A 22,634-nucleotide genomic window follows, 5' to 3' on the forward strand; every position below is an offset into this window, starting at 1 on the left:
CATGAAGGCCCTCCTCGCCGGCGGTGGCACCGCTGGACACACATCCCCCCTGCTCGCCACGGCTGATGCCCTGCGCCGTCTCGACCCCAGCGTGGAGGTGACCTGCCTCGGCACGCCTCGCGGCCTGGAGAACCAGGTGGTTCCCGCCGCGGGTTACCCGCTCGAGCTGATCCCGCCGGTCCCGATGCCGCGCCAGCTCAGCAGCGACCTGCTCAAGGTGCCGGCCAACCTCAAGGGCGCGGTCGACGCGACCTACGAGGTCCTCGACCGGGTCCGTCCCGACGTCGTCGTCGGCTACGGCGGGTACGTCTCGATGCCCGCCTACCTCGCCGCGAAGCGGCGGCGCATCCCGATCGTCGTGCACGAGGGCAACGCGATGCCAGGGCTCGCCAACAAGGCAGGCGCCCGGGTCGCCGACCGGGTCGCGGTGAGCTTCCCCGACACCAAGCTGCCCAAGGCCGAATACATCGGCCTGCCGATCCGCCGGATGATCTCGACGCTCGACCGCTGGGCGCTGCGTGCCGAGGCGCGCAGCTTCTTCGGGCTCGACCAGCACCGTCCCACGATCGTGGTCACCGGCGGCTCGCAGGGCGCCCGGACCATCAACGAGGCGGTCTCCGGCGCCTACCCGGCCCTGGCCAGCAACGGGATCCAGGTGCTCCACGTGATCGGCCCGAAGAACGAGCTGGCCTCGCCCGGCCCCGGCTACCACGTGCTCAACTACGTCGACCGGATGGATCTCGCGCTGGCCGCCGCCGACCTGATGATCTGCCGCTCCGGCGCCAACTCGGTGATCGAGGCGAGCGCGGTGGGCGTCCCGGCGGTCTACGTACCTCTCCCGATCGGCAACGGCGAGCAGTCGCTCAACGCCCGGGCGGTCGTCGACGCCGGTGGCGCGGTGCTGGTCCCCGACGCCGAGATGAACGCCGCGTGGGTCACCAGCCACGTACCCCCGATCGTCACGGACCGTGCCCGGCTCGAGGCCATGTCGAAGGCGGCCAGCGACCTGGTCCCGCGCGACGCCGACGAGCGGCTGGCGCGGATGATCTTCGAGGTCGTCGCAGGAGGTAAGTCATGAGGGTTCCGGTTCCCGAGCAGATCCTGCCCGCCGAGCGGCTGGGCAGGGTCCACTTCATCGGCATCGGTGGTGCCGGCCTGTCCGCGATCGCCCGGGTCATGCTGGCCCGCGGGATCGAGGTCTCCGGCAGCGACGGCGCCGACTCCTCGATGGTCGCGGCGCTGCGTGAGGAGGGCGCGACCGTCTTCGTCGGCCACGACGCCTCCCAGGTCGACGGCGTCGACACGCTGATCGTCTCCACGGCGATCCGCGAGGACAACCCGGAGTACGTCGCGGCTGTCGAGAAGGGCCTGCGGATCTACCCCCGCTCGGCCGGGCTGGCCTCGGTGATGGAGGGCCGCCGCGTCCTCGCCGTCGCCGGCACCCACGGCAAGACCACCACCACCTCGCTGCTGACCGTCTCCCTGCAGGCCGCGGGCGCCGCGCCGACCTACACGGTCGGTGGCGAGCTGGCCGCCTCGGGCACCAACGCCGCCGAGGGGTCCAGCGACCTGTTCGTCGCCGAGGCCGACGAGTCCGACGGCGCCTTCCTGGTCTACAAGCCCTACGCCGCGGTCGTCACCAACGTCGAGGCCGACCACCTCGACCAGTGGGGCACCGAGGAGGCCTACCGCGAGGGCTTCGCCCAGTTCGTGGGGCGACTGGCCCCCGACGGGTTCCTGGTCGCGGTCATCGACGACCCCGGCGCCGCCGACCTGCGCCACGTCGCCCACTCCCTGGGCCGCCGCTTCATCGGCGTCGGTGAGTCGGAGCTGGCCGACGTACGCGCCGTCGACATCGTCCTGGAGGGCACCACCTCCTCGTTCACCGTCGTCGACGGGCTCGACGAGCTGGGCCGGATCACGCTGCAGATCCCCGGGCGCCACTACGTCGCCGACGCGCTCGCCGCGCTCACGGTGGGCCTGCGCCTCGGCCACTCCTTCGACCTGCTCAAGGCGGGCCTGGAGTCGTTCACCGGCACCCGGCGGCGGATGGAGCGCAAGGGAGAGGCCGCAGGCGTACGCGTCTACGACTCCTACGCCCACCACCCCTCCGAGATCGCCGGCGACCTGGTCTCCGGCCGGTCGGTGGCGGGGGAGGGGCGGCTGATCGTGGCCTTCCAGCCCCACATGGTCTCGCGCACCCGGATCTTCGGCGAGGAGATGGGCCGCGTGCTCGGCGCGGCCGACGAGGTCGTCGTCCTCGACGTCTACCTGGCCCGCGAGGACTACGACCCCGAGGTCACCGGCAAGCTCGTCGCCGACGCGGTGCCGCTGCCGCCCGACCGGGTGGTCAGCGTCGCCGGGCTCGAGGAGGCCGCCGTCGAGCTGGCCCGCCGCGCCCGTCCGGGTGACCTGGTTCTGACTCTCGGAGCGGGTACCGTGACGGAGGTGGGCCCGATGGTGCTTGCCAGACTACGTAAGGCTGAGCAGTAACGCTGGGGGAGGCGAGCATGCCGGAGGAGGGGTCGGGCGTCGACACCGAGATCGCCGAGGCCCTGGAGATCGCCCAGTCGGCGTCCGGGGAGCGCGAGATCGACCTCGGCTCGGAGGAGGCCAGGGCCGGCTCCGGGTCAGGCGCGGACGAGAGCACCGAGTCGACCGGGTCGACCGAATCGACCGGGTCGACCGAGGAGCCGCGGCCGGATCTGGATCCGGCGGCTGACGCGGAGCGGCCGGCGGTCGACGCCGCGACGCTCAAGAGCCGCAAGGCCTTCGCCCGTCGCCAGTGGCGCCGGCGCTGGCTCGCCTGGCGCTACCTCATCGTCGGCACCCTGGTCATCGCCCTCCTGATCGGCGGGATCTGGGCGGTCTACTTCTCCACCTGGCTGCAGGTGAAGGGCACCTCGGTGCACGGCACGATGAAGATGACCAGCGCCAAGCAGGTCGTCGAGTTCGCCGCGGCACCGGTCGGGGAGCCGCTGGCCACCGCCGACCTGGAGGCCGTGCAGGTGCGGGTGCTCAACGGGCTGCCGATGGTGCGCTCGGTCAACGTCTCCCGCGAGTGGCCCGACAAGATCCGCGTCGACGTCACCGAACGTACGCCGGTGGCGGTCGTCTCCATCGGCGGCCGGCTGCGGGCCCTGGACGAGACCGGCACCGTCTTCTGGGACTACGAGAAGGCGCCGCGCGGCCTGCCGATGGTGAACACCGTGACCGGCACCAACTCCGATGCTCTGCGCGAGGCCGCCGCGGTGGCCTCGGCGCTCCCGGCCGACCTGGCCAAGCGGGTCGACCACGTCGAGGTGACCACCGTCGACTCGATCTCGCTGGAGCTGCGCAACGACAAGCGCGTGGTGTGGGGGAGCAGCGCCCAGTCCGACACCAAGGCCGATGTGCTGGTCGCCCTGATGAAGGCGGAGCCCGACGTGGCCCGCTACGACGTCTCCGTGCCCGGCCAGCCGGTCACCAGCAAGAGCGTCGGCTGATCCGGAGCGCGCATTCTCTACCGGACGGCTTTGCCACATTGCCCCTACCGGACGGCACGAGATCGGCACAACTGATCCGCACCCGCGTGTCGCGCCAGTTCGAGCACGTACGTCTGCCTACTGTTCTGAGAACGGCGAGGTTGACATAACTATAACCCTCAGCCTGAGGGTAAGGGTTGAGAAACCCGCCGTAAGGACCAACCAGCGATCGAAGGGGCGACCACCGTGGGAGCTGCACAGAACTATCTGGCGATCATCAAGGTCGTCGGCATCGGTGGCGGCGGCGTCAACGCTGTCAACCGGATGATCGAGGTCGGCCTCAAGGGGGTCGAGTTCATCGCCATCAACACCGACGCCCAGGCGCTGCTGATGAGCGACGCCGACGTCAAGCTCGACATCGGTCGTGAGCTGACCCGCGGTCTCGGTGCCGGCGCCAACCCGAGCGTGGGGGAGAGCGCCGCCGAGGACCACGCCGACGAGATCGAAGAGGTCATCAAGGGCGCCGACATGGTCTTCGTGACCGCCGGCGAGGGTGGCGGCACCGGCACGGGTGGTGCCCCGGTCGTGGCCCGCATCGCCCGCAGCCTCGGTGCGCTGACCATCGGTGTGGTGACCCGCCCGTTCGCCTTCGAGGGCCGCCGTCGCGCCAACTCCGCCGAGGAGGGGATCAGCAAGCTCCGCGAGGAGGTCGACACCCTCATCGTCATCCCCAACGACCGGCTGCTGTCGATCTCGGACCGCAACGTCTCGGTGATGGACGCGTTCCGCCAGGCGGACCAGGTGCTGCTGCAGGGTGTCTCCGGCATCACCGACCTGATCACCACCCCCGGCCTGATCAACCTCGACTTCGCCGACGTGAAGTCGGTCATGTCCAACGCCGGCTCGGCGCTGATGGGCATCGGGTCCGCGCGCGGTGACAACCGCAGCGTCGAGGCCGCCGAGATGGCCGTCTCCTCGCCGCTGCTGGAGGCGTCCATCGACGGTGCCCACGGTGTCCTGCTCTCGATCGCGGGCGGGTCCGACCTCGGTCTGTTCGAGATCAACGAGGCCGCCGCGCTGGTCGCCGACGCGGTCCACCAGGAGGCCAACATCATCTTCGGCGCGACCATCGACGACGCGCTCGGCGACGAGGTCCGGGTCACCGTGATCGCGGCCGGCTTCGACGGCGGCATGCCCAAGCGCCGCGAGGGCGCCTCGGCGCTCGGCAGCGTGCAGGGCCGCTCCACCAGCTCGCAGTCCGCCAACAACGGCGAGACCGCCGCCGTGGCCGCCGCGGTCGCGACCCGGCGCGCCGAGGAGGCCGAGGAGACCCCGGCCGAGCCGGCCAAGCCCGCCAAGCCCGCTCCGGCCGCGCCCGCGACGCCTCCGCCGGCGACGCCGCCGGCCGAGCCCGCTCCGGTCGCCAAGAAGCCCGCTCCGAGCGTCCAGTTCAGCGATGATGAGCTCGACGTTCCCGACTTCTTGAAGTAAGGCGCCCGCTTGTACTCCTTCCGAGCCTCCGCAGGCCTCGTCGACCTGGCGTTCACCGACAGGTACGGCGGGGTCAGCCGTGCTCCCTACGCCGAGCTCAACCTGGCGGTCAACGGCTCGGACTCGCCGGAGGCCAAGGCCGAGAACCACCGGCTGCTGCTGGCCGACTTCGCCGACGGCGCGCCCTACGCCGACCTCTACCAGGTCCACGGCAACGCGGTCGTCGACGCGGAGTGCGGCGCCCGCCCCGAGGCGGACGGCATCGTCACCACGGAGCGTGACCTGGTGCTGCTGGTCCGCACCGCCGACTGCGTACCCGTGCTGTTCGCGGACGAGGCGGCCGGTGTCATCGGCGCCGCCCACGCCGGACGCAAGGGGATGGCGGTCGGGGTCGTGCCCGCGACCATCGCCCGGATGCGTGCCCTGGGCGCGACCCGGATCAAGGCCTGGGTCGGACCGCACGTGTGCGGCAAGTGCTACGAGGTGCCTGCCGAGATGCAGGAGGAGATCGCCGCGGTCGAGCCGGCCACGCGCGCCACCACGAGCTGGGGCACCCCCAGCCTTGACGTCGGCGCCGGAGTGCTCGCGCAGCTGGCCCGCGAGGGTGTCGAGGCGGTCGACGCCAGCCGCTGCACCCGCGAGTCCGAAGACCTCTACTCCTACCGCCGCGACGGCGCCGGCATGTCGCTGGGCGCGCTGATCCGGCTGCGGGGTGCCTGATGGCGGACCGCGTCGCTGAGATCGCCGCCGGCCTCGCCGAGACCCGCGAGCGGATCGCCGTGGCGGCCAAGGCCGCCGGTCGCCCCGCCGAGGACGTCCACCTGGTCGTGGTCACCAAGTTCTTCCCCGCCTCCGACGTACGCATCCTGGCCGGTCTCGGTGTCACCGACGTCGGCGAGAACCGGCACCAGGAGGCGGCGGCCAAGGCGGCCGAGTGCGCCGACCTGGGGCTGCGCTGGCACTACATCGGCGGGCTCCAGTCCAACAAGGCGGCCGCCGTGGCGAGCTATGCCGACGTGGTCGAGTCCGTCGACCGTTCCTCGCTGCTGTCCCGGCTCAGCCGTGGCGCGGGCGAGCGCGGCCAGATCCTCGACGTCCTCCTGCAGGTCTCGCTCGACCCGCCCGGGCGCGAGGGGCGCGCCGGGGCGGACCCCGGTGACGTACGCGACCTCGCGGCGGAGGTCATGGAGACCGACGGTCTCCGCCTCCGGGGCTTGATGGCGGTGGCGCCCCTCGGCGAGGATCCGGACCCGGCATTCGTCCGGCTGGCGCGGATCCGGGAGGACTTCCTGGTCGAGTATCCCGAGGCGACGGTGCTGTCGGCAGGGATGAGCGGAGACCTGGAACAGGCGATTGCCCATGGCGCGACACACGTACGTGTCGGGTCTGCGGTCCTCGGAGAGAGGCCAACTGTCAAGTAATGTCTCGGTCAGCAATACTTTGGGGAAGGTGGCAGCATGAGCGGCGCGATGCGCAGGTTCGGTGAATACCTCGGCCTGTTGGAAGACACCGGGTACGACGACGACGTCTACGAGGGTGATGACGACGAGACCCGCTCCCACCAGGCCGTCAAGGCGCCGGTGCGGTCGAAGCAGTCTCGTCCCGCCCCGGTGGCTGACCTTTCCGAGCGGCGACGAGCAACGGTGGTGCCTGCAGTGGCAGAGCTTTCCAAGATCATCACGCTGACTCCGACGTCCTACAACGAAGCACGTCAGGTCGGCGAGAACTACCGCGACGGCACGCCGGTGATCATGAACCTCACCGAGATGAATGATGCGGACGCAAAACGGCTTGTCGACTTTGCGGCCGGCTTGATCTTTGCTACCTATGGGAACATCGAGAGGGTCACCAACAAGGTGTTTCTTATCTCACCTGCGAACGTTTCGGTCACGGCTGAGGCCAAGCAGAGGATCGTTGAGGGCGGCTTCTTCAACCAGAGCTGAGGCCTTCGACACCTGCCTGTGGGTGCCTGGATGCGGTCCGCATCTGGCATGTCTACGGACAGGCGCTAGAGTTTCGACAGCATTAACCTGATGCCGCCCCCCGGCGGTGCAGTCCGTACGTCTGAGTCAACCGAGTAATGAATGGGTGAGGTCATGCCGCTGACGCCAGAGGACGTGAGCAACAAGCGCTTTACTCCCGTCCGGCTCCGCGAGGGCTACGACATGGGCGAGGTGGACCAGTTCCTCGACGAGGTCGAGGCCGAACTGGCACGTCTCACCCGGGAGAACGACGACCTTCGCGGGAAGTTGGCATCTGCGCAGTCGGGTGGGGGTCCGTCCTTCCCGATGGCTCCCGAGCCGCCTGCGCCTGAGCCGATGCCGGCCCCCGAGCCGGTCTCGCACCAGATGCCGATGTACCAGGAGGCACCGCAGACCGGCGGCATCGAGACGATCAGGGTCGAGACCGTGCCGGAGGCCTCCAACGCGGCGGCGCGACTGCTCGAGCTGGCCACGCGCAACCACGACGCGCTCATCGACACGGCGAAGAACGACGCCGACAAGATCGTCGGGGAGGCCCGCACCAAGGCCGAGCGCCTCGAGGCCGAGTCGAAGGCGAAGGCCGACCGCATGGAGGCGGACGCGCGCACCCGTGCGCAGATGCTCGACAGCGAGACCGCCGAGCGTCGTCAGCAGCTCTTCGGCGAGCTGGAGCGTGAGAAGGACAACCTGACCACCGAGGTCGACACGCTGCGCAACTTCGAGCGTGAGTACCGTTCGCGCCTGAAGAGCTACTTCACGCAGCAGCTCGACGCGCTGAACAACTCGGCTGAGTCGCAGGCGCCCGTCATGGCGGCCGCCGTCAACGAGTCGGGCCCGGCGCCGAAGCGCCTGCGTTCCATCCTGGGGGAGGACGAGGGCTGAGTCCCTCGTAGTCAGGCTTCCATCGGCCGGTCCCGCGACGCGGGACCGGCCGATGCGCATGTCCGCGCCCTCTCTGACGGGTACGGCGCAGAAACGCGTTGTAGCAGGTGAGGTGGGTCCTGTACGTGGATTGTGCGGTTTTTCCGCGCTGCGGACCAATATGAGTGGAGTTTCGGTGTGTTAGTTGAGTGGAGCACGATCCCGGGCTACATTCCGGGCACGCACTCCGCACCGACTCGGCGGCGCGGAGTGATGGCAGGAGAAAGGGGACTCCATGTCCGTACCGATGAGCGGTCGCGTCGTAGCGACCGTCGGACGCATCCACGTGATGCCGTCCGAGCTTTCTGGGAATACCAGCCTCGCAGTCATGGCTTCCACGTCGGTGGCCACGGCGAGCGCCTAGCCAAACCTTGACCACCGTGCGGCCCGGGGGGCCGTGTATCACACCAGAAAGCGAGTGCCGTGCCTAAGAAAGCAACCAAGACCGTCGTCTCTCCTGACCAGCTGAAGGTCAAGGACGGCGAGGACCCGTGGACCAAGGACGAGCTCAACGAGGTCGTCGACGAGCTCCACGAGATGAGGGCTCACAGCCTCGAGGTGCTGACCGCTCTCGAGACCGAGCTCTCCGGGCTGATGAAGGACTCCGGCGACGGCGCCGGCCAGGACCAGGCCGACATGGGGGCGACCAGCTTCGAGCGTGACCACGAGCTGACCGTGGTCAACAGCGAGAAGGACAAGCTGGCCCAGATCGAGCGCGTCCTGGGATACCTCGAGGACGGCACGTACGGCATCTGTGAGTCCTGCGGTGAGCCGATCGGCAAGATGCGGCTCATGGCGTTCCCCCGTGCCACACTGTGCATGACATGCAAGCAGCGCGAGGAGCGTCGCTGAGCGACGCACACACCGGTCCAGAGTCCGACGTGCGCCCTGTTCGATGGGCAGAGTTCGCGACCGTCGCAGTGCTTCTGCTGGTCATCGACCAGCTGACGAAGCTCTGGGCGGTCGCGACGCTCGTTCCCGGGCAGCCGCAGGAGCTGATCGGCTCCGTGCTGCAGCTCAACATCATCCGCAACCCGGGTGCGGCGTTCTCGACGGGGACCGGGTTCACCTGGTTCTTCACGACGCTCTCGATCGTGGCCACGATCGGTGTGCTCTGGTTCGCGCGCCGGGCGCGCCACCGGGGCTGGGCGTTCGCGCTCGGCATCCTCGTCGCCGGCATCAGCGGCAACCTGATCGACCGGCTGCTGCGTGAGCCCGGGTTCTACGTCGGCCACGTCGTCGACTTCCTGCAGCTGCCCAACTGGCCGATCTTCAACGTCGCCGACATGTGCATCAACGTCGCTGCGGTGATGATCGTGATCCTCTCGTTCAAGGGGATCGGGCTCGACGGGACCGTCGACCGCGGCGCCGAGGAGAAGACCGACGGCAAGACCGAGGACACCTCCGAGGGCGAGGCGAAGTGAACTTCGGTCACGCCGACCAGCGCACGCTGCTCGTCCCCGACGGCCTGGAGGGGGAGCGGGTGGATGCCGCCATGGCGCGGCTGTTCGGCCTGTCCCGCACCCGGGCCGCGGAGCTGATCGCCGACGGGCTGGTGACCGTGGACGGCTCGGCGGTGGCCAAGAGCGACCGGGTCAGCGCCGGGTCGATGCTCGACGCCACCATCCCGTCCCAGGCCGACCCGCTCGAGATCAAGCCCGAGATCGTCGAGGGCATCAAGATCATCTACGACGACGACGCCTTCGTGGTGATCGACAAGCCCGTCGGCGTGGCGGTGCACCCCTCGCCGGGCTGGCAGGGCCAGACCGTCGTCGGTCACCTCGCCGCGGCCGGCTTCCGGATCTCCACCTCGGGGGCCAAGGAGCGCGAGGGCATCGTCCAGCGCCTCGACGTCGGCACCTCCGGCGTGATGGTGATCGCCAAGTCCGAGCACGCCTACTCCGTCCTCAAGAACGCCTTCCGGCAGCGTACGGTCGACAAGACCTACCACGCGCTGGTCCAGGGCCACCCGGACCCGCTCGAGGGGACGATCGACGCCCCGATCGGGCGCAACCCGAAGTACGACTACAAGTTCGCCGTCCGCGCCGACGGCCGCCACTCGGTGACCCACTACGAGACGCTCGAGGCGCACCGCTTCGCCTCGCTGCTGAAGATCCACCTCGAGACCGGGCGCACCCACCAGATCCGGGTCCACATGTCGGCGCTGAAGCACCCGTGCGTCGGCGACCTCACCTACGGTGCCGACCCGGCCCTCGCCCGCCGCGTCGGGCTCGAGCGGCAGTGGCTGCACGCGGTGCAGCTCGGCTTCGATCACCCGGAGACCGGTGAGTACGTCACGTTCGAGTCGACCTACCCCGACGACCTCCGGCATGCGCTAGATGTCATCCGCGACTCCGACTGAGGCGGTGCTCCGGCCCGCGGATCCCGAGGACATCGCCGAGATCGTCCGCACCTACGTCGAGGCCCGGGGCGCCGCGCTGATGCCGGCTCCGATCCACCCGGAGTCGGACATCCGGGAGTGGCTCGCGGTCAAGGTGCTCGCGCCCCAGAAGGGCTCGGAGGTCTGGGTCGCCGAGCTCGCCGGCGAGGTCTCGGCCTTCGCCGCCTTCACCCCGACCTGGCTCGACGACCTCTTCGTCCACCCCCGCGCGCAGGGCACCGGCCTCGGCACCATGCTGCTCGACCTGGTGAAGTCCCTGGCCCCCGACGGCTTCGACCTGTGGGTCTTCGAGATGAACACCCCCGCGCGAGCCTTCTACGCCCGCCACGGCCTCCGCGAGGTCGAGCGCACCGACGGCTCCGCCAACGAGGAGAAGACCCCCGACGTACGCATGGCCTGGCCCTGATCCGCCGAGAAGTCACTCCGGTCGGTCGAGACGTCACTTCTGACGGCCGAGACGTCAGTTCATGTGGCCGAGCTGTCCCGTGTGGCGACCGAGTCGGCCCCGATCCGACGCGTACGCCGCAGCCACCGGTCGGCGAGGATCATGCCGACCATCGGCCCGACGAGCGTGAAGATGCTGCGGAATGCGTCGGGAGGATCGGCGAGCTCGACGCCGGGGATCAGTCCGAGAAGAACCGCCGCGAGCACGAGGAGGCTGAAGCCGAGGAGCCGATCGGAGGGATCGTTGGCGCGAACGACCTGCCACAGGGCTCCGCCGGCGATCAACGCCAGCCCCGCGAGTGAAACGGACTGCGACTCCGAGAGCCACCGCGGGTCGGCGATATGGAGCCCGAACGCGACCAGGATGACCACGACCAGGACCCAGCGGGCTCGAGTCGTGTCCGAGGTAGATGTGGAGTCAGTGGACGGCGGCACGGCGAGAGTGTTGCATGTCGAGGACGGGCGCGACGGCAGAACGCCCGAGGCGTCACTCGCGTCGGCCGAGTTGGCACGGCGATGCCTACTCGGCCGACGTACCTGACGTCTCGGCCTGCAGATGTGACATCTCGGCGGCGATGAGGGCGATCTCGCGCGGGCCGACGCGGCAGCAGCCACCGACGTACGCCGCTCCGGCACGGACCCAGGAGAGGGCCTCGCCGGGGCGGAAGTGAGGGGTGCCGGTCCAGGCGCCGTCGGCGTAGGTCTCTCCGGTGTTGGGGTAGACGACGGCGGGCTCGCCGGTGGCGGTGGCCAGCTGGACGGCGGCGGGGACGTCGGCCGGGTCGCAGCAGTTGACGCCGACGGCGACCACGGAGCGGATCTCGGCGGCCAGCGCAAGGGCGTCGGCCAGCGGCTGACCGGCCCGGGTGCGGGTGCCGGCGCAGGAGTAGGAGAACCAGACCGGGAGACCGATGTCGTCGAGGAGGTCGACGAGAACCTCGGCCTCCTCGATGTCCGGGATGGTCTCGACCGCGATGAGGTCGGGGTCCTCGGTCTCCAGCAGCGCCAGCCGGGGCGCGTGGAAGTCACGCAGCGTCGCCGCGGAGACCCCGTAGCGGCCGCGGTACTCCGACCCGTCGGCCAGGTAGGCGCCGTAGGGTCCGACCGAGGCGGCCACCAGGCGACCGGGAGCCTCGGCGGCGACCTCGCGGGCGATGCGTACGCTGCGACGCAGCAGCTCGGTGGCGTACGTCTCGGTCATCCCGGCCTCCACGAAACCGGGCACGCTGGCCTGGTAGCTGGCGGTCGTGGCGACGTCGGCGCCGGCGGCGTAGTAGGCGCGGTGGACGGCGGCGATCTCCGCCGGGGACTCGTCGAGAAGCCGGGCGGTCCACAGGGCGCCTGAGACATCGTGACCGCGCGCTTCCAGCGCGTTGGACAGGCCGCCGTCGAGGATCGTCACCACATCTCAAACATATCCTTTCGAGACCCTCGGCCCGCCTACCAATCCTGTCGGTGGTCCCCGATAGTCTGTAGTCCTTCCCCCAGGTCGTCCGTCTGCACGGGCTCCTGCGCCCGCTCCATCCGTTCGACCTCGAGGAGGGCTCCACGCCAATGGCGGCCGGCTCCAAGGACTCATTCGTCCACCTGCACGTCCACACCGAATACTCGATGCTGGATGGTGCCTCGCTCCTCGACGGTCTGTTCAAGCGGACCAGCGAGCTCGAGATGCCGGCGATCGCGATGACCGACCACGGCAACATGCACGGGGCCTATGACTTCTGGAAGAAGGCGAAGGCCCACGACGTCAAGCCGATCATCGGCATCGAGGCCTACATCACCCCCAACACCCCGCGCTCGGAGCGCAAGCGGGTGCGGTGGGGCAAGGGCGACGCGGCCCAGGAGGGCGGCGACGACGTCTCGGGTGGTGGCGCCTACACCCACATGACGATGTGGGCCGAGAACACCGAGGGGATGCACAACCTCTTCCGGCTCTCCAGCCGGTCCAGCCTCGAGGGCTACTACTTCAAGCCGCGGATGGACAAGGAGATCCTCGCCGAGCACTCCAAGGGGATCATCGTCTCCACCGGCTGCCCCTCGGGTGCGATCCAGACCCGGCTGCGGCTGGGCCAGTGGGAGGAGGCGCTCAAGGAGGCCGGGGAGCTGCAGGACATCTTCGGGAAGGACAATGTCTTCCTGGAGCTGATGGACCACGGCATCTCCATCGAGAAGCGGGTCCGCGACGACCTGCTCAAGCTGGGCAAGACCATGGGCATCCGCCCGGTCGCCACCAACGACTCCCACTACAACAACCCCGAGGACGCCGGGGCCCACGAGGCGCTGCTGTGCGTCCAGTCGGGCAGCCGGATGACCGAGCCGCCCTACTCCAAGGGTGGCAAGCGGTTCGCGTTCGAGGGCAGCGGCTACTACATCAAGTCCGCCGCCGAGATGCGCGAGCTGTGGGGTCGCCAGGACCTGATCGACGCCTGCGACAACACCCTGCTCATCGCCGAGCGCTGCGACGTCGAGTTCACCGAGTCGACCGGTGGCTACATGGCGCGCGCCGACATCCCCGAGGGCGAGACCGAGGAGTCCTGGCTGCGCAAGGAGACCTGGCGCGGCATCGAGCTCCGCTACCCGGGCGAGAAGCTGACCCAGGAGGTCAAGGACCGCGTCGAGTTCGAGATCGACGTCATCCTGCAGAAGGGTTACCCGGGCTACTTCCTCGTGGTCGCCGACTTCATCCAGTGGTCGAAGAACAACGGCATCCGGATCGGCCCGGGCCGTGGTTCTGGTGCGGGCTCGATCGTGGCGTACGCATTGAAGATCACCGACCTCGACCCCCTCGAGCACGGTCTGTTCTTCGAGCGGTTCCTCAACCCCGAGCGTCCCTCGATGCCCGACTTCGACATCGACTTCGACGACCACCGCCGCGGCGAGACGATCAAGTACGTCACCGAGAAGTACGGCGCGGAGAAGGTCGCCCAGATCGCCACCTTCGGACGGATCAAGGCCAAGCAGGCGATCAAGGACGCGGCCCGCATCCTCGACCACGGCTTCGCGATCGGCGACCGGATCACCAAGGCGCTGCCGCCCGACGTGATGGGCAAGGGGGTCCCGCTCAAGGATCTGTTCAACCCCGACCACAAGCGCTACGGCGAGGGCGGCGACTTCCGCGCCCTGCACGACACCGACCCCGACGTCCGCAAGATCTATGAGACCGCCCTCGGTCTCGAGGGCCAGATCCGGCAGACCGGTATCCACGCGGCGGGCGTGATCATGGCCTCCGAGCCGATCATCGACATCGTCCCGCTGATGGAGCCCAAGCAGGACGGCCAGGTCGTCACCCAGTTCGAGTATCCGACCTGCGAGTCGCTCGGCCTGGTCAAGATGGACTTCCTGGGCCTCTCCAACCTCCACACCCTCGAGGACGCGCTCGCCAACATCCGGGCCAACCGCGACATCGACCTGGTGCTCGAGGAAGTGCCCTTCGACGACAAGCCGACCTACGAGCTGATGCAGCGCGGCGACACGCTCGGCGTCTTCCAGCTCGATGGTGGCGGCATGCGCGCTCTGCTGCGGTCGATGCTTCCCGACCGTTTCGCCGACATCACCGCGGTCTCCGCGCTCTACCGGCCCGGCCCGATGGGTGCCGACTCCCACAACAAGTACGCGCACCGCAAGAACGGCCGCGAGCCGATCGTGCCGATCCACCCCGAGCTCGAGGAGCCGCTCGCGGAGGTGCTGGGGGAGACGTACGGCCTGATCGTCTACCAGGAGCAGGTGATGTCGATCGCCCAGGTCCTGGCGGGGTTCTCGCTGGGACAGGCGGACAACCTGCGCCGCGCGATGGGCAAGAAGAAGAAGGCCGAGCTCGACAAGCAGTACGCCGGGTTCCAGGCCGGCATGCTCGAGCGCGGCTACTCCCAGAGCGCGATCGACACCATCTGGGAGATCCTGCTCCCGTTCTCCGACTACGCGTTCAACAAGTCGCACTCGGCGGCCTACGGCGTGGTCACCTACTGGACCGCCTACCTGAAGGCCAACTACCCGACCGAATACATGGCGGCGCTCTTGACCTCGGTCAAGAACGACAAGGACAAGATGGCGATCTACCTCAACGAGTGTCGCCGGATGAAGATCGCCGTCCTGCCGCCCGACGTCAACGAGTCCTCCCACGACTTCACCGCGGTCGGCACCGACATCCGCTTCGGTCTGACCGCCGTCCGCAACGTCGGCGCCCAGGTGGTCGACGGGATCGTCGAGGCTCGCACCAGCAAGGGCCGCTTCGAGGACTTCAACGACTTCCTCGCCAAGGTGCCCGACCGGGTCTGCAACAAGCGCGTGATCGAGTCGCTGATCAAGGCAGGCGCCTTCGACGACATGAAGCACCTGCGCCGTTCGCTGGTGGCGATCCACGAGACCGCGGTGGACCAGTACGTCGACATCAAGCGCAACGAGGCGATCGGCCAGGACTCCCTCTTCGGCGGTCTCGACGACGGCGACGGGGTCGAGTTCGGGGTCTCGGTGGCCATCCCCGAGATGGACGAGTGGGACAAGATGACCCTGCTCGGCCACGAGCGCGAGATGCTCGGCCTCTACGTCTCCGACCACCCGCTGATGGGCCTGGAGCACGTCCTGGCCAACGGCACCGACTGCACCATCGGCCAGCTGATGACCGACGAGTCGCGGCCCCACAACTCCACCGTCACGGTCTCCGGTCTGGTCACCAACGTCAACCGACGCATCACCAAGAAGGGCGACGCCTGGGCGACGGTCACCCTGGAGGACCTGGAGGGCTCGGTCGAGGTGCTGCTCTTCCCCTCGTCCTACCAGCTGGCCGCGCCGCACCTGGTCGAGGACTCGATCATCCGGGTCAAGGGCCAGCTCTCCCGTGACAAGGACCAGCCCGAGCTGCGCGGCCAGGAGGTCACCGTCCCCGACCTGACCGGCGGGCCGGGTGCGGCCGGGGGACCGGTGGTGATCACGCTGCCGTCGACGCGGTGCACGCCGCCGGTGATCGCGTCGCTGCGGGACGTACTGACCACCTACCCCGGAGTTGCCGAGGTCAGGCTACGGTTGATGACACGGGACGCGACCCGGGTCATGAAGCTCGATGACCGGCTGCGGGTCACGCCGACTCCCGAGCTGTTCGCCGACCTCAAACACCTCCTCGGACCAGGATGCCTGACAATCTGATCGTGCCGCCGCCGCCCAGTCTCTACGTGACCGGCCGCCGCTCCGCCCGTCCCGACCTGTCCCGCCCGGTGCTGGTGCAGGTGGCGATCATCGCCGTCGCCTTCGTCGTCGGCGGTCTCGCCGCTGGTCTCGCCGCGGCGACGCTGTGGACCCCGCCGACCGGGATGGTGCTCGATGACAAGTGGTACCGAGGGCTCATCTCGGTCGACCCGCCCACCATCGCGCAGAACATCGACCAGGGCGTGTTCGCGGCGACCGCCTGGTTCTCGGTCTGCGCGATCGTGCTCGGCCTGCTGGTCGGCATCGCGGCCGCGGTCTGGCTCAACCGCTCCGAGCTCGTCACCCTCGCTGCGGTGACGCTCGGGGGTGCGGTAGGTGGCGGCCTGATGCTCCTGGTCACCTCGCTGCTCTCACCCGAGGACCCCCACGGTCTCGCCAAGGGAGCCGCCGACGGCACCGTGCTCCAGGACAGCTTCCAGCTGGCCTCACCGTGGCTCATCCTGCTCGTCCCGGGCTCGGCGATGCTCGCGCTGATGGTGATCTTCCTGATGTGGGCGCCCCACGAGGACGTCGACCCGGCGCATCTGCCCCGCTCCTGAGCCGACTCGGCGGATTATCTGGCGATCGGGGCCGTGGTGGTGCTGGTCATCTTGATCAGGTCCGTGGGGGACAGCTCGATGTCGAGGCCGCGACGGCCGCCGGAGACATAGACGGTCTCATACGCCGTGGCCGACTCGTCCATGACGGTCGGATGCGGTCGCTTCTGGCCGACGGGGGAGATCCCGCCCGCGACGTACCCGGTGGCACGCTCGGCCGCGGAGACCTCGGCCATCTGCGCCTTGGAGCCGCCCAGCGCACGGGCCAGGGCCTTGAGGTCGAGCTGGCCGGTGACGGGGACGATGCCGACGACGAGCTTCCCGTCCAGCGAGGCCATCAGCGTCTTGAAGACCCGCGCGGGCTCGACGCCGAGGGCCTCCGCGGCCTCCAGGCCGTAGGACTCGGCCCGCGGGTCGTGCTCGTAGGGATGGAGGGTGAAGTCGATGCCGGCCGCGGTGAGCGCGACGGTCGCCGGGGTTCCTCCGCCGGCCTTCTTCCCGGTACCTTTCTTCGGCATCAGTTGGGCGACCACTTCGTGCGGGCGACCTCGGTGGCGGGCAGCGAGGGAATGACGTTCATCGCCCTCAGCTCGGCGCGGAGCAGGTCGGTGGCCATGCCCAGGCGCAAGGCGGCGTCGGGCGCCTCCAGCAGAGCCTGCCGGTCGGGCATCGGCAGGGGAGTGGTGGCCGAGATGGTCCAGGAGAGGAACTCCGGGTCCTTGGGGAGCGAGCCGGTGAACGGATCCTCGCGGAACTCCAGCAGCGCGGCCCGGTAGGCGGTGAAGGTCGCCCGGGCGGTGTCGACGACGCTGCTCGGGACGGTGACGTGGTCCTCGGGGAGATCCTCGACGTCGGCGACGGGGAAGTCGCCCGAGCTGACCAGGCTGTCCATCCGGATCCGGTCGACGGCGAGCACCTCGAGGTCGAAGGAGCCATCCTTGTGCTGCTCCACCTCGGTGATCAGCAGCCTCACGCCGACCCGGTAGAGCGACTGGGCGCCGGTCTCGCCGACCTCGTAGCCCTCACGGATCGCCACCGAGCCGAAGTGGCGCTCCTCCTCTTCCTGGCGGAGCAGGTGGTGCACCATCGCGCGGTAGCGGTCCTCGAAGACGCGCAGCGGCAGCGTCACGCCGGGGAACAGGACCGCATTGAGCGGGAACATCGGGAGTCGCTCATTCACGGGACCAACCTATGGGTGCCGCAGGGGTGTTCGCCCGCGAACCCCGCCCCGTGTCTCCTTCTGTTCCCGCTCCGGGCCTGGGTCGAGCTGTCAGTCCTGGTAGGCCGCGCGGTCGATCTTGGTGTGGTAGCGCTGGCCCGTGGCGGCGCCGAGGAGTGCCCCGACGAGCATCACGACCAGGAGTACGACGCCGGCGACCAGCGCGCCCCAGCCGAGCTGATCGGCGCTCAGCCCCACGTTGGGCAGGTCCAGCTGCCGCATGATGTCGTAGCTCGAGCCGAACAGCGCGCCCGCGACGGCGGCGATGATCATCACCACGATGGCGACGATCCACACGCCCAGGCCCTGCCTACGTGCGTCGAAGCGGGACATCCGGGCGGCGACGTACCCGCCGGCGTAATAGCCGACGAACATCACCACGGCGAGCGTGATCGCGGCCGCGATGCCTGCCGAGTCGGCCATCGACTCCAGGTCGGTCCGGGTGAGGTTCTGGTTGAGGCCGACCGCGGAGGCGACTGCGCTGATGATGGCTGCGAGAAGGACGGTGACGCCGACTGCGACGAGCCAGCCGAAGAAGCAGGCGCCCCAGTTGATGCCGCCGTAGGTGTCGTGAAGGGCGGCGCGGCGGCTGTCCTCGGCGTGACGGTAGTGCTCGACGCCGGCCGCCTCGGAACCCCTGTCGTAACCCCTGTCGTAGCCCGTGTCGCGGTAGGTGTCGCGGTTCGTGTCGCGTACGTGGCCGACCGGCTCGTTCGCCTGGTGCGGGCGCTCGACGTTGTCGTCGTGGCCGACGACCGCGGGACCTCCGGGATACGGATCACGGGTCTCCGCGTGGTTGACGTCGGTCTCGGGGTAGCTCTCGTTGGCATGCTTGTCTTCGCGGTGGAAAAGTCCAGGGCGTGCCATGGCGATCCTCCTTTGGTGGGTCAGTCGTCCGGGTACCCGGATCGGGCCGCCGTATGCGCCTCCCGGCCGCGTCCACGTGGCGTCGGCAGATCGGCTCCGGACCCTGCTGACTCGTAGACTTGAGGCATGATCCGCCGCATCGACCTGAGGGGTGCCGACAGAGGCACCGTCGACTACCGCGCCGCCGTGCCGCGCGCCGAGTTCGACATCGAGGCGGCCACTCATGCGGTGCAGCCGATCATCGACGCGGTCCGCGAGCGCGGACAGGAGGCGATCGCCGAGTTCTCCGAGAAGTTCGACGGCGTACGTGTCGACGACATCCGGGTCCCGGCCGCCGCGCTGACTCAGGCTCTCGACGAGCTCGACCCCGACATCCGCGCCGGGCTGGAGGAGTCGATCGCGCGCCTGCGTACGACCTGTGCCGCCGAGCTCGAGGAGGACGCGGTCACCGACCTGGCGCCCGGCGCCCGGGTGACGCACCGCAAGGTGCCGGTGGGGCGCGTGGGGCTCTATGTGCCCGGCGGCCTGGCTCCGCTGGTCTCCTCGGTGCTGATGAACGTCGTCCCGGCCCAGGTCGCCGGAGTGCCGTCGATCGCGCTGGCCTCGCCGCCGCAGAAGGAGTTCGGTGGGCTGCCGCAGCCCACCATCCTGGCCGCGTGCGCGCTGCTCGGCGTCGACGAGGTCTACGCCGTCGGTGGCGCCCAGGCGATCGCGATGTTCGCCTACGGCGTCGACCCCTGTGAGCGCGTCGACATGGTCACCGGGCCCGGCAACATCTACGTCGTCACCGCGAAGCGCCTGCTCAAGGGCCAGGTCGGGATCGACTCCGAGGCCGGCCCGACCGAGATCGCGATCCTCGCCGACGAGACTGCCGAAGCGGCCTACGTCGCCGCCGACCTGATCTCCCAGGCCGAGCACGACCCCCTCGCCGCCTCGGTGCTGGTCACCGACTCCGAGACGCTCGCCGCCGACGTCGAGGCCGAGCTCGAGAAGCAGGTCGCCGCGACCAAGCACATCGAGCGGATCCGTACGTCGCTGAGCGGCCCCCAGTCGGGCATCGTGCTCGTCGACGACGTCGACCAGGGCGTCGACGTCGTCAACGCCTACGCCGCCGAGCACCTCGAGATCCACACCGCCGACGCGCTGACCGTGGCCGGGCGGATCCGGAACGCGGGGGCGATCTTCGTCGGCCCGTTCGCGCCGGTGTCGCTGGGCGACTACTGCGCCGGGTCCAACCACGTGCTGCCCACCGGCGGCTGCGCCTGCCACTCCTCGGGCCTCTCGGTGCGCGCGTTCACCAAGTCCATCCACGTCGTCGACTACTCCCGCGAGGGGCTGGCGGCGGTCAAGGACCACGTCGTCACGCTCGCCGGGGCCGAGGACCTGCCGGGCCACGGTGCCGCGGTGTCCGTGAGGTTCTCCTCGTGAGCTGGCCGCCGATCCGCACCGAGCTCGCCGGGATCGAGCCCTACGGCGCGCCGCAGCTGGACGTCCCGGTCCAGCTCAACGTCAACGAGAACCCCTACCAGCCCTCCGCCGAGACGGTCGCCGACATCGCGGCCAGCGTCGGCGCCGCGGCGCGCAACCTCAACCGCTATCCCGACCGCGAGTTCGTCGCGCTGCGGGAGGGGCTGGCTGCGTACCTGCGGGCTGACGTGCCGAAGGCACAGATCACACCCGACCAGGTGTGGGCGGCCAACGGGTCCAACGAGGTGATGCTGCAGCTGCTGCAGGCCTTCGGAGGTCCGGGACGCACCGCGATCAGCTTCGCGCCGACCTACTCGATGTATCCGGAGTACGCCCGCGACACCAACACCGAGTGGGTCGTCGGACACCGCGAGACCGACTTCGCGATCGACCTGAAGAAGGCGCGGGCGCTGGTCGAGGAGACCCGGCCCCACGTCGTGCTGCTGCCGAGCCCCAACAACCCCACCGGCACCGCGCTGCCGCCGGAGGCGGTCACCGCGCTGTGCGAGGCGGTCGGTGACGGGGGGATCGTCGTGGTCGACGAGGCCTACGGCGAGTTCCGCCGGACCGGGGTGCCCTCGGCGCTCGAGCTGCTCGGCCGCCACCGCAACCTGGTGGTCACCCGCACGATGTCGAAGGCGTTCGCCGGGGCCGGGCTCCGGCTCGGCTACCTGGCGGCCGACCCGGCGATCTGCGACGCGATCCGCGTCGTACGTCTGCCCTACCACCTCTCCGCGGTGACCCAGGCGGCGGCGAGCGCCGCCCTGCGGCACGCGCCGGAGCTGCTGGGCTACGTCGCCTCGCTCCGCGAGGAGCGGGACGCGCTCGTGGCCTGGCTGCGCGCGGAGGGCCTGGAGGTGGCCGACTCGGACGCCAACTTCGTCCTCTTCGGGCGCTACGCCGACCGGCACGCGGTGTGGCAGGGGCTGCTCGACCACGGCGTGCTGATCCGCGAGACCGGGCCCGAGGGGTGGCTGCGGGTCTCGGTCGGCACACCCCGCGAGATGAACGCTTTCAGACAAGCTTTGACCGATGTGAACGGAGCACGCGCATGAGTTCGGCAAGGACCGCCCGGATCGAGCGGGAGACCTCGGAGTCCAAGGTCGTCGTCGAGGTCGACCTCGACGGCACCGGACGGGTGGACGTCTCGACGGGAGTCGGGTTCTACGACCACATGCTGACCGCGTTCGGTCGTCACTCGCTGGTCGACCTGACCGTCCACTCCGAGGGTGACGTGCACATCGACGCCCACCACACCGTCGAGGACACCGCGATCGTGCTCGGCCAGGCCCTGCGCCAGGCGCTCGGTGACAAGAAGGGCATCCGCCGCTACGGCGACGCCACGGTCCCCTTGGACGAGGCTCTCGTACGCTGCGTCGTGGACGTCTCCGGCCGGCCCTACTCGGTCCACACCGGTGAGCCGGAGGGCCAGCAGTACGTCCTGCTCGGCGGCTCCGGGGTGCCCTACCTCGGCTCCCTGACGCAGCACGTCTTCGACTCCATCGCCCACCACGCCCACCTGACGATGCACGTCAATGTGCTCGCCGGGCGCGAGCCGCACCACATCGTGGAGACGCAGTTCAAGGCGTTCGCGCGAGCCTTCCGCGACGCGATCGCCTACGACCCGCGCGAGACCGGGATCCCGTCGACGAAGGGTGCGCTGTGAGTGCTCCTTCGGTGGTCGTGCTCGACTACGGATCGGGCAACGTACGCTCCGCCGTGCGCGCCGTCGAACGTGCCGGTGCCTCGGTCGAGCTGACCGGTGACCTCGACGCCGCGATGGCGGCCGACGGGCTGCTGGTGCCCGGCGTGGGTGCGTTCGAGGCCTGCATGAAGGGCCTGCGGGCGATCCGCGGCGAGCGCATCATCGCCCGGCGGCTGGCCGGCGGGCGCCCCGTGATGGGCATCTGCGTCGGCATGCAGATCCTCTTCGAGACCGGCATCGAGCACGGTGTCGAGACCGAGGGGTGCGGTGAGTGGCCGGGCGTCGTCGAGCGCATCCAGGCGCCGATCGTGCCTCACATGGGCTGGAACACGCTCGATGTCCCCGCGGGCTCGTCGCTGTTCGCCGGCGTCGAGAAGGAGCGGTTCTACTTCGTGCACTCCTACGGCGTGCGCGACTGGACCCTGGTCACCAACGACCGCACCGTCGCCCCGCTGGTCACCTGGGCCGAACACGGTGGTGACCGGTTCGTGGCGGCCGTCGAGAACGGGCCGCTGAGCGCTACCCAGTTCCACCCGGAGAAGTCCGGCGACGCCGGTGCCGCGGTGCTGCGCAACTGGGTGCAGTCCCTGAAGGCGGCGTAGGTGGCCCAGACCGGGGCCCGCGCGAAGGCGCGTGCCGAGCGTGAGCGGCTCGCCGCGGCCGCCGCCGAGTCCCGGGCCGCGCGCCAGGCCAAGGTGGCCGCACGGCGGGCTCGGCGGGAGCGGCTCCTCGGGTGGGTCCCGGCTCGCCGGAACCGGCCGACCAGCGCGCTCGCGGAGCGCCGGCGGCGCAACGTACGGATCCTGGTGGTCGTCCTTCTTCTCCTCGACGCGCTGGTCTACCTGGTCACCGAGGACGTCGGCACGACGGTCTTCGCGGCCATCGCGTCGGTGCTGGCCGCGCCGGTGGTCTACACGCTGCTCTTCCGTCGCTAGAGT

Annotated in this window: 24 protein-coding genes; 19 read left to right on the forward strand and 5 right to left on the reverse strand. The window is 69.7% G+C overall.

Going from position 1 to position 22,634, the window contains the following annotated elements; all coding sequences use genetic code 11:
• Nucleotide 1: 1 nt before the first annotated feature.
• From murG to ACWZJV_RS24505, 12 genes are all read left to right on the forward strand, one after another.
• A complete protein-coding gene (murG, locus tag ACWZJV_RS24450) occupies nucleotides 2–1,078 on the forward strand; it encodes an undecaprenyldiphospho-muramoylpentapeptide beta-N-acetylglucosaminyltransferase (protein WP_008363024.1) in 1,077 nt (358 codons plus the stop codon).
• Nucleotides 1,075–2,493, forward strand: coding sequence for a UDP-N-acetylmuramate--L-alanine ligase (murC, locus tag ACWZJV_RS24455; RefSeq protein WP_008363022.1), 1,419 nt, complete (start codon nucleotides 1,075–1,077; stop codon nucleotides 2,491–2,493). The genes murG and murC overlap by 4 nt, the downstream gene beginning before the upstream one ends.
• Before the next feature lie 17 nt (nucleotides 2,494–2,510).
• Complete coding sequence (locus tag ACWZJV_RS24460) at nucleotides 2,511–3,485, forward strand: cell division protein FtsQ/DivIB (RefSeq protein ID WP_457179178.1); 975 nt, start codon at nucleotides 2,511–2,513, stop codon at nucleotides 3,483–3,485.
• Between the two features lie 225 nt (nucleotides 3,486–3,710).
• Nucleotides 3,711–4,955, forward strand: coding sequence for a cell division protein FtsZ (ftsZ, locus tag ACWZJV_RS24465; RefSeq protein ID WP_457179179.1), 1,245 nt, complete (start codon nucleotides 3,711–3,713; stop codon nucleotides 4,953–4,955).
• Between the two features lie 9 nt (nucleotides 4,956–4,964).
• Nucleotides 4,965–5,675, forward strand: coding sequence for a peptidoglycan editing factor PgeF (pgeF, locus tag ACWZJV_RS24470; RefSeq protein WP_008363017.1), 711 nt, complete (start codon nucleotides 4,965–4,967; stop codon nucleotides 5,673–5,675).
• Nucleotides 5,675–6,376, forward strand: a complete 702-nt coding sequence (locus ACWZJV_RS24475) for a YggS family pyridoxal phosphate-dependent enzyme (protein WP_008363015.1) — start codon at nucleotides 5,675–5,677, stop codon at nucleotides 6,374–6,376. The genes pgeF and ACWZJV_RS24475 overlap by 1 nt, the downstream gene beginning before the upstream one ends.
• Nucleotides 6,377–6,412: 36 nt before the next feature.
• The gene (locus ACWZJV_RS24480; protein ID WP_008363014.1) at nucleotides 6,413–6,898 is read left to right on the forward strand and encodes a cell division protein SepF; all 486 of its coding nucleotides are present in this window, start codon (nucleotides 6,413–6,415) and stop codon (nucleotides 6,896–6,898) included.
• A 153-nt stretch (nucleotides 6,899–7,051) separates the two neighbouring features.
• Nucleotides 7,052–7,819 (forward strand): DivIVA domain-containing protein, encoded by a 768-nt coding sequence (locus ACWZJV_RS24485; RefSeq protein ID WP_040757109.1) that lies wholly within the window; start codon nucleotides 7,052–7,054, stop codon nucleotides 7,817–7,819.
• 462 nt (nucleotides 7,820–8,281) lie between these two features.
• Entirely contained in the window at nucleotides 8,282–8,710 is a 429-nt protein-coding gene (locus tag ACWZJV_RS24490; RefSeq protein WP_008363012.1) for a TraR/DksA family transcriptional regulator, read from the forward strand.
• 29 nt (nucleotides 8,711–8,739) lie between these two features.
• Entirely contained in the window at nucleotides 8,740–9,282 is a 543-nt protein-coding gene (lspA, locus tag ACWZJV_RS24495; protein WP_307785644.1) for a signal peptidase II, read from the forward strand.
• Nucleotides 9,279–10,220, forward strand: a complete 942-nt coding sequence (locus ACWZJV_RS24500; RefSeq protein WP_457179180.1) for an RluA family pseudouridine synthase — start codon at nucleotides 9,279–9,281, stop codon at nucleotides 10,218–10,220. The genes lspA and ACWZJV_RS24500 overlap by 4 nt, the downstream gene beginning before the upstream one ends.
• Nucleotides 10,198–10,665, forward strand: coding sequence for an N-acetyltransferase family protein (locus tag ACWZJV_RS24505; RefSeq protein ID WP_457179181.1), 468 nt, complete (start codon nucleotides 10,198–10,200; stop codon nucleotides 10,663–10,665). The genes ACWZJV_RS24500 and ACWZJV_RS24505 overlap by 23 nt, the downstream gene beginning before the upstream one ends.
• A 59-nt stretch (nucleotides 10,666–10,724) precedes the next feature.
• Here ACWZJV_RS24505 and ACWZJV_RS24510 read toward each other — a convergent pair whose 3' ends face one another.
• Together ACWZJV_RS24510 and mmuM are read right to left on the reverse strand one after the other, a co-directional pair.
• The gene (locus ACWZJV_RS24510) at nucleotides 10,725–11,075 is read right to left on the reverse strand and encodes a hypothetical protein (protein WP_457179182.1); all 351 of its coding nucleotides are present in this window, start codon (nucleotides 11,073–11,075) and stop codon (nucleotides 10,725–10,727) included.
• 148 nt (nucleotides 11,076–11,223) lie between these two features.
• The gene (gene mmuM / locus ACWZJV_RS24515; RefSeq protein ID WP_457179183.1) at nucleotides 11,224–12,105 is read right to left on the reverse strand and encodes a homocysteine S-methyltransferase; all 882 of its coding nucleotides are present in this window, start codon (nucleotides 12,103–12,105) and stop codon (nucleotides 11,224–11,226) included.
• 152 nt (nucleotides 12,106–12,257) lie between these two features.
• On the opposite strand from mmuM, the gene dnaE reads away from it, so the two are divergent.
• Together dnaE and ACWZJV_RS24525 are read left to right on the forward strand one after the other, a co-directional pair.
• Nucleotides 12,258–15,842: a DNA polymerase III subunit alpha gene (gene dnaE, locus ACWZJV_RS24520; RefSeq protein ID WP_196874682.1), complete on the forward strand. Its 3,585-nt coding sequence runs from the start codon at nucleotides 12,258–12,260 to the stop codon at nucleotides 15,840–15,842.
• Nucleotides 15,827–16,441, forward strand: coding sequence for a hypothetical protein (locus ACWZJV_RS24525; protein ID WP_457179184.1), 615 nt, complete (start codon nucleotides 15,827–15,829; stop codon nucleotides 16,439–16,441). Before dnaE ends, ACWZJV_RS24525 begins: the two co-directional genes overlap by 16 nt.
• Nucleotides 16,442–16,455: 14 nt before the next feature.
• On the opposite strand, the gene ybaK is transcribed toward ACWZJV_RS24525, so the two are convergent.
• The 3 genes from ybaK to ACWZJV_RS24540 form a co-directional block, all read right to left on the reverse strand.
• Nucleotides 16,456–16,956, reverse strand: a complete 501-nt coding sequence (gene ybaK, locus ACWZJV_RS24530; protein ID WP_457179185.1) for a Cys-tRNA(Pro) deacylase — start codon at nucleotides 16,954–16,956, stop codon at nucleotides 16,456–16,458.
• Nucleotides 16,956–17,618, reverse strand: coding sequence for an LON peptidase substrate-binding domain-containing protein (locus ACWZJV_RS24535; protein ID WP_008363005.1), 663 nt, complete (start codon nucleotides 17,616–17,618; stop codon nucleotides 16,956–16,958). Before ACWZJV_RS24535 ends, ybaK begins: the two co-directional genes overlap by 1 nt.
• Nucleotides 17,619–17,708: 90 nt before the next feature.
• The gene (locus ACWZJV_RS24540) at nucleotides 17,709–18,524 is read right to left on the reverse strand and encodes a hypothetical protein (RefSeq protein ID WP_457179186.1); all 816 of its coding nucleotides are present in this window, start codon (nucleotides 18,522–18,524) and stop codon (nucleotides 17,709–17,711) included.
• A 126-nt stretch (nucleotides 18,525–18,650) separates the two neighbouring features.
• Between ACWZJV_RS24540 and hisD the strand changes: the two genes are divergently transcribed.
• Genes hisD through ACWZJV_RS24565 form a run of 5 tightly spaced genes read left to right on the forward strand, consistent with a single transcriptional unit; the run spans nucleotide 18,651 to nucleotide 22,631 of the window.
• Complete coding sequence (hisD, locus tag ACWZJV_RS24545) at nucleotides 18,651–19,952, forward strand: histidinol dehydrogenase (RefSeq protein WP_457179187.1); 1,302 nt, start codon at nucleotides 18,651–18,653, stop codon at nucleotides 19,950–19,952.
• Nucleotides 19,949–21,046, forward strand: a complete 1,098-nt coding sequence (locus ACWZJV_RS24550) for a histidinol-phosphate transaminase (RefSeq protein WP_457179188.1) — start codon at nucleotides 19,949–19,951, stop codon at nucleotides 21,044–21,046. Before hisD ends, ACWZJV_RS24550 begins: the two co-directional genes overlap by 4 nt.
• The gene (gene hisB / locus ACWZJV_RS24555; RefSeq protein ID WP_457179189.1) at nucleotides 21,043–21,657 is read left to right on the forward strand and encodes an imidazoleglycerol-phosphate dehydratase HisB; all 615 of its coding nucleotides are present in this window, start codon (nucleotides 21,043–21,045) and stop codon (nucleotides 21,655–21,657) included. The genes ACWZJV_RS24550 and hisB overlap by 4 nt, the downstream gene beginning before the upstream one ends.
• Nucleotides 21,654–22,298 carry an imidazole glycerol phosphate synthase subunit HisH gene (gene hisH / locus ACWZJV_RS24560; RefSeq protein WP_040757054.1) on the forward strand — a complete coding sequence of 215 codons (645 nt, stop codon included), beginning with the start codon at nucleotides 21,654–21,656 and terminating at the stop codon, nucleotides 22,296–22,298. Before hisB ends, hisH begins: the two co-directional genes overlap by 4 nt.
• Nucleotides 22,299–22,631: a hypothetical protein gene (locus ACWZJV_RS24565; protein WP_196874675.1), complete on the forward strand. Its 333-nt coding sequence runs from the start codon at nucleotides 22,299–22,301 to the stop codon at nucleotides 22,629–22,631.
• The last annotated feature ends 3 nt before the right edge of the window (nucleotides 22,632–22,634 follow it).

The organism is Nocardioides sp. WG-D5 (assembly GCF_054031175.1).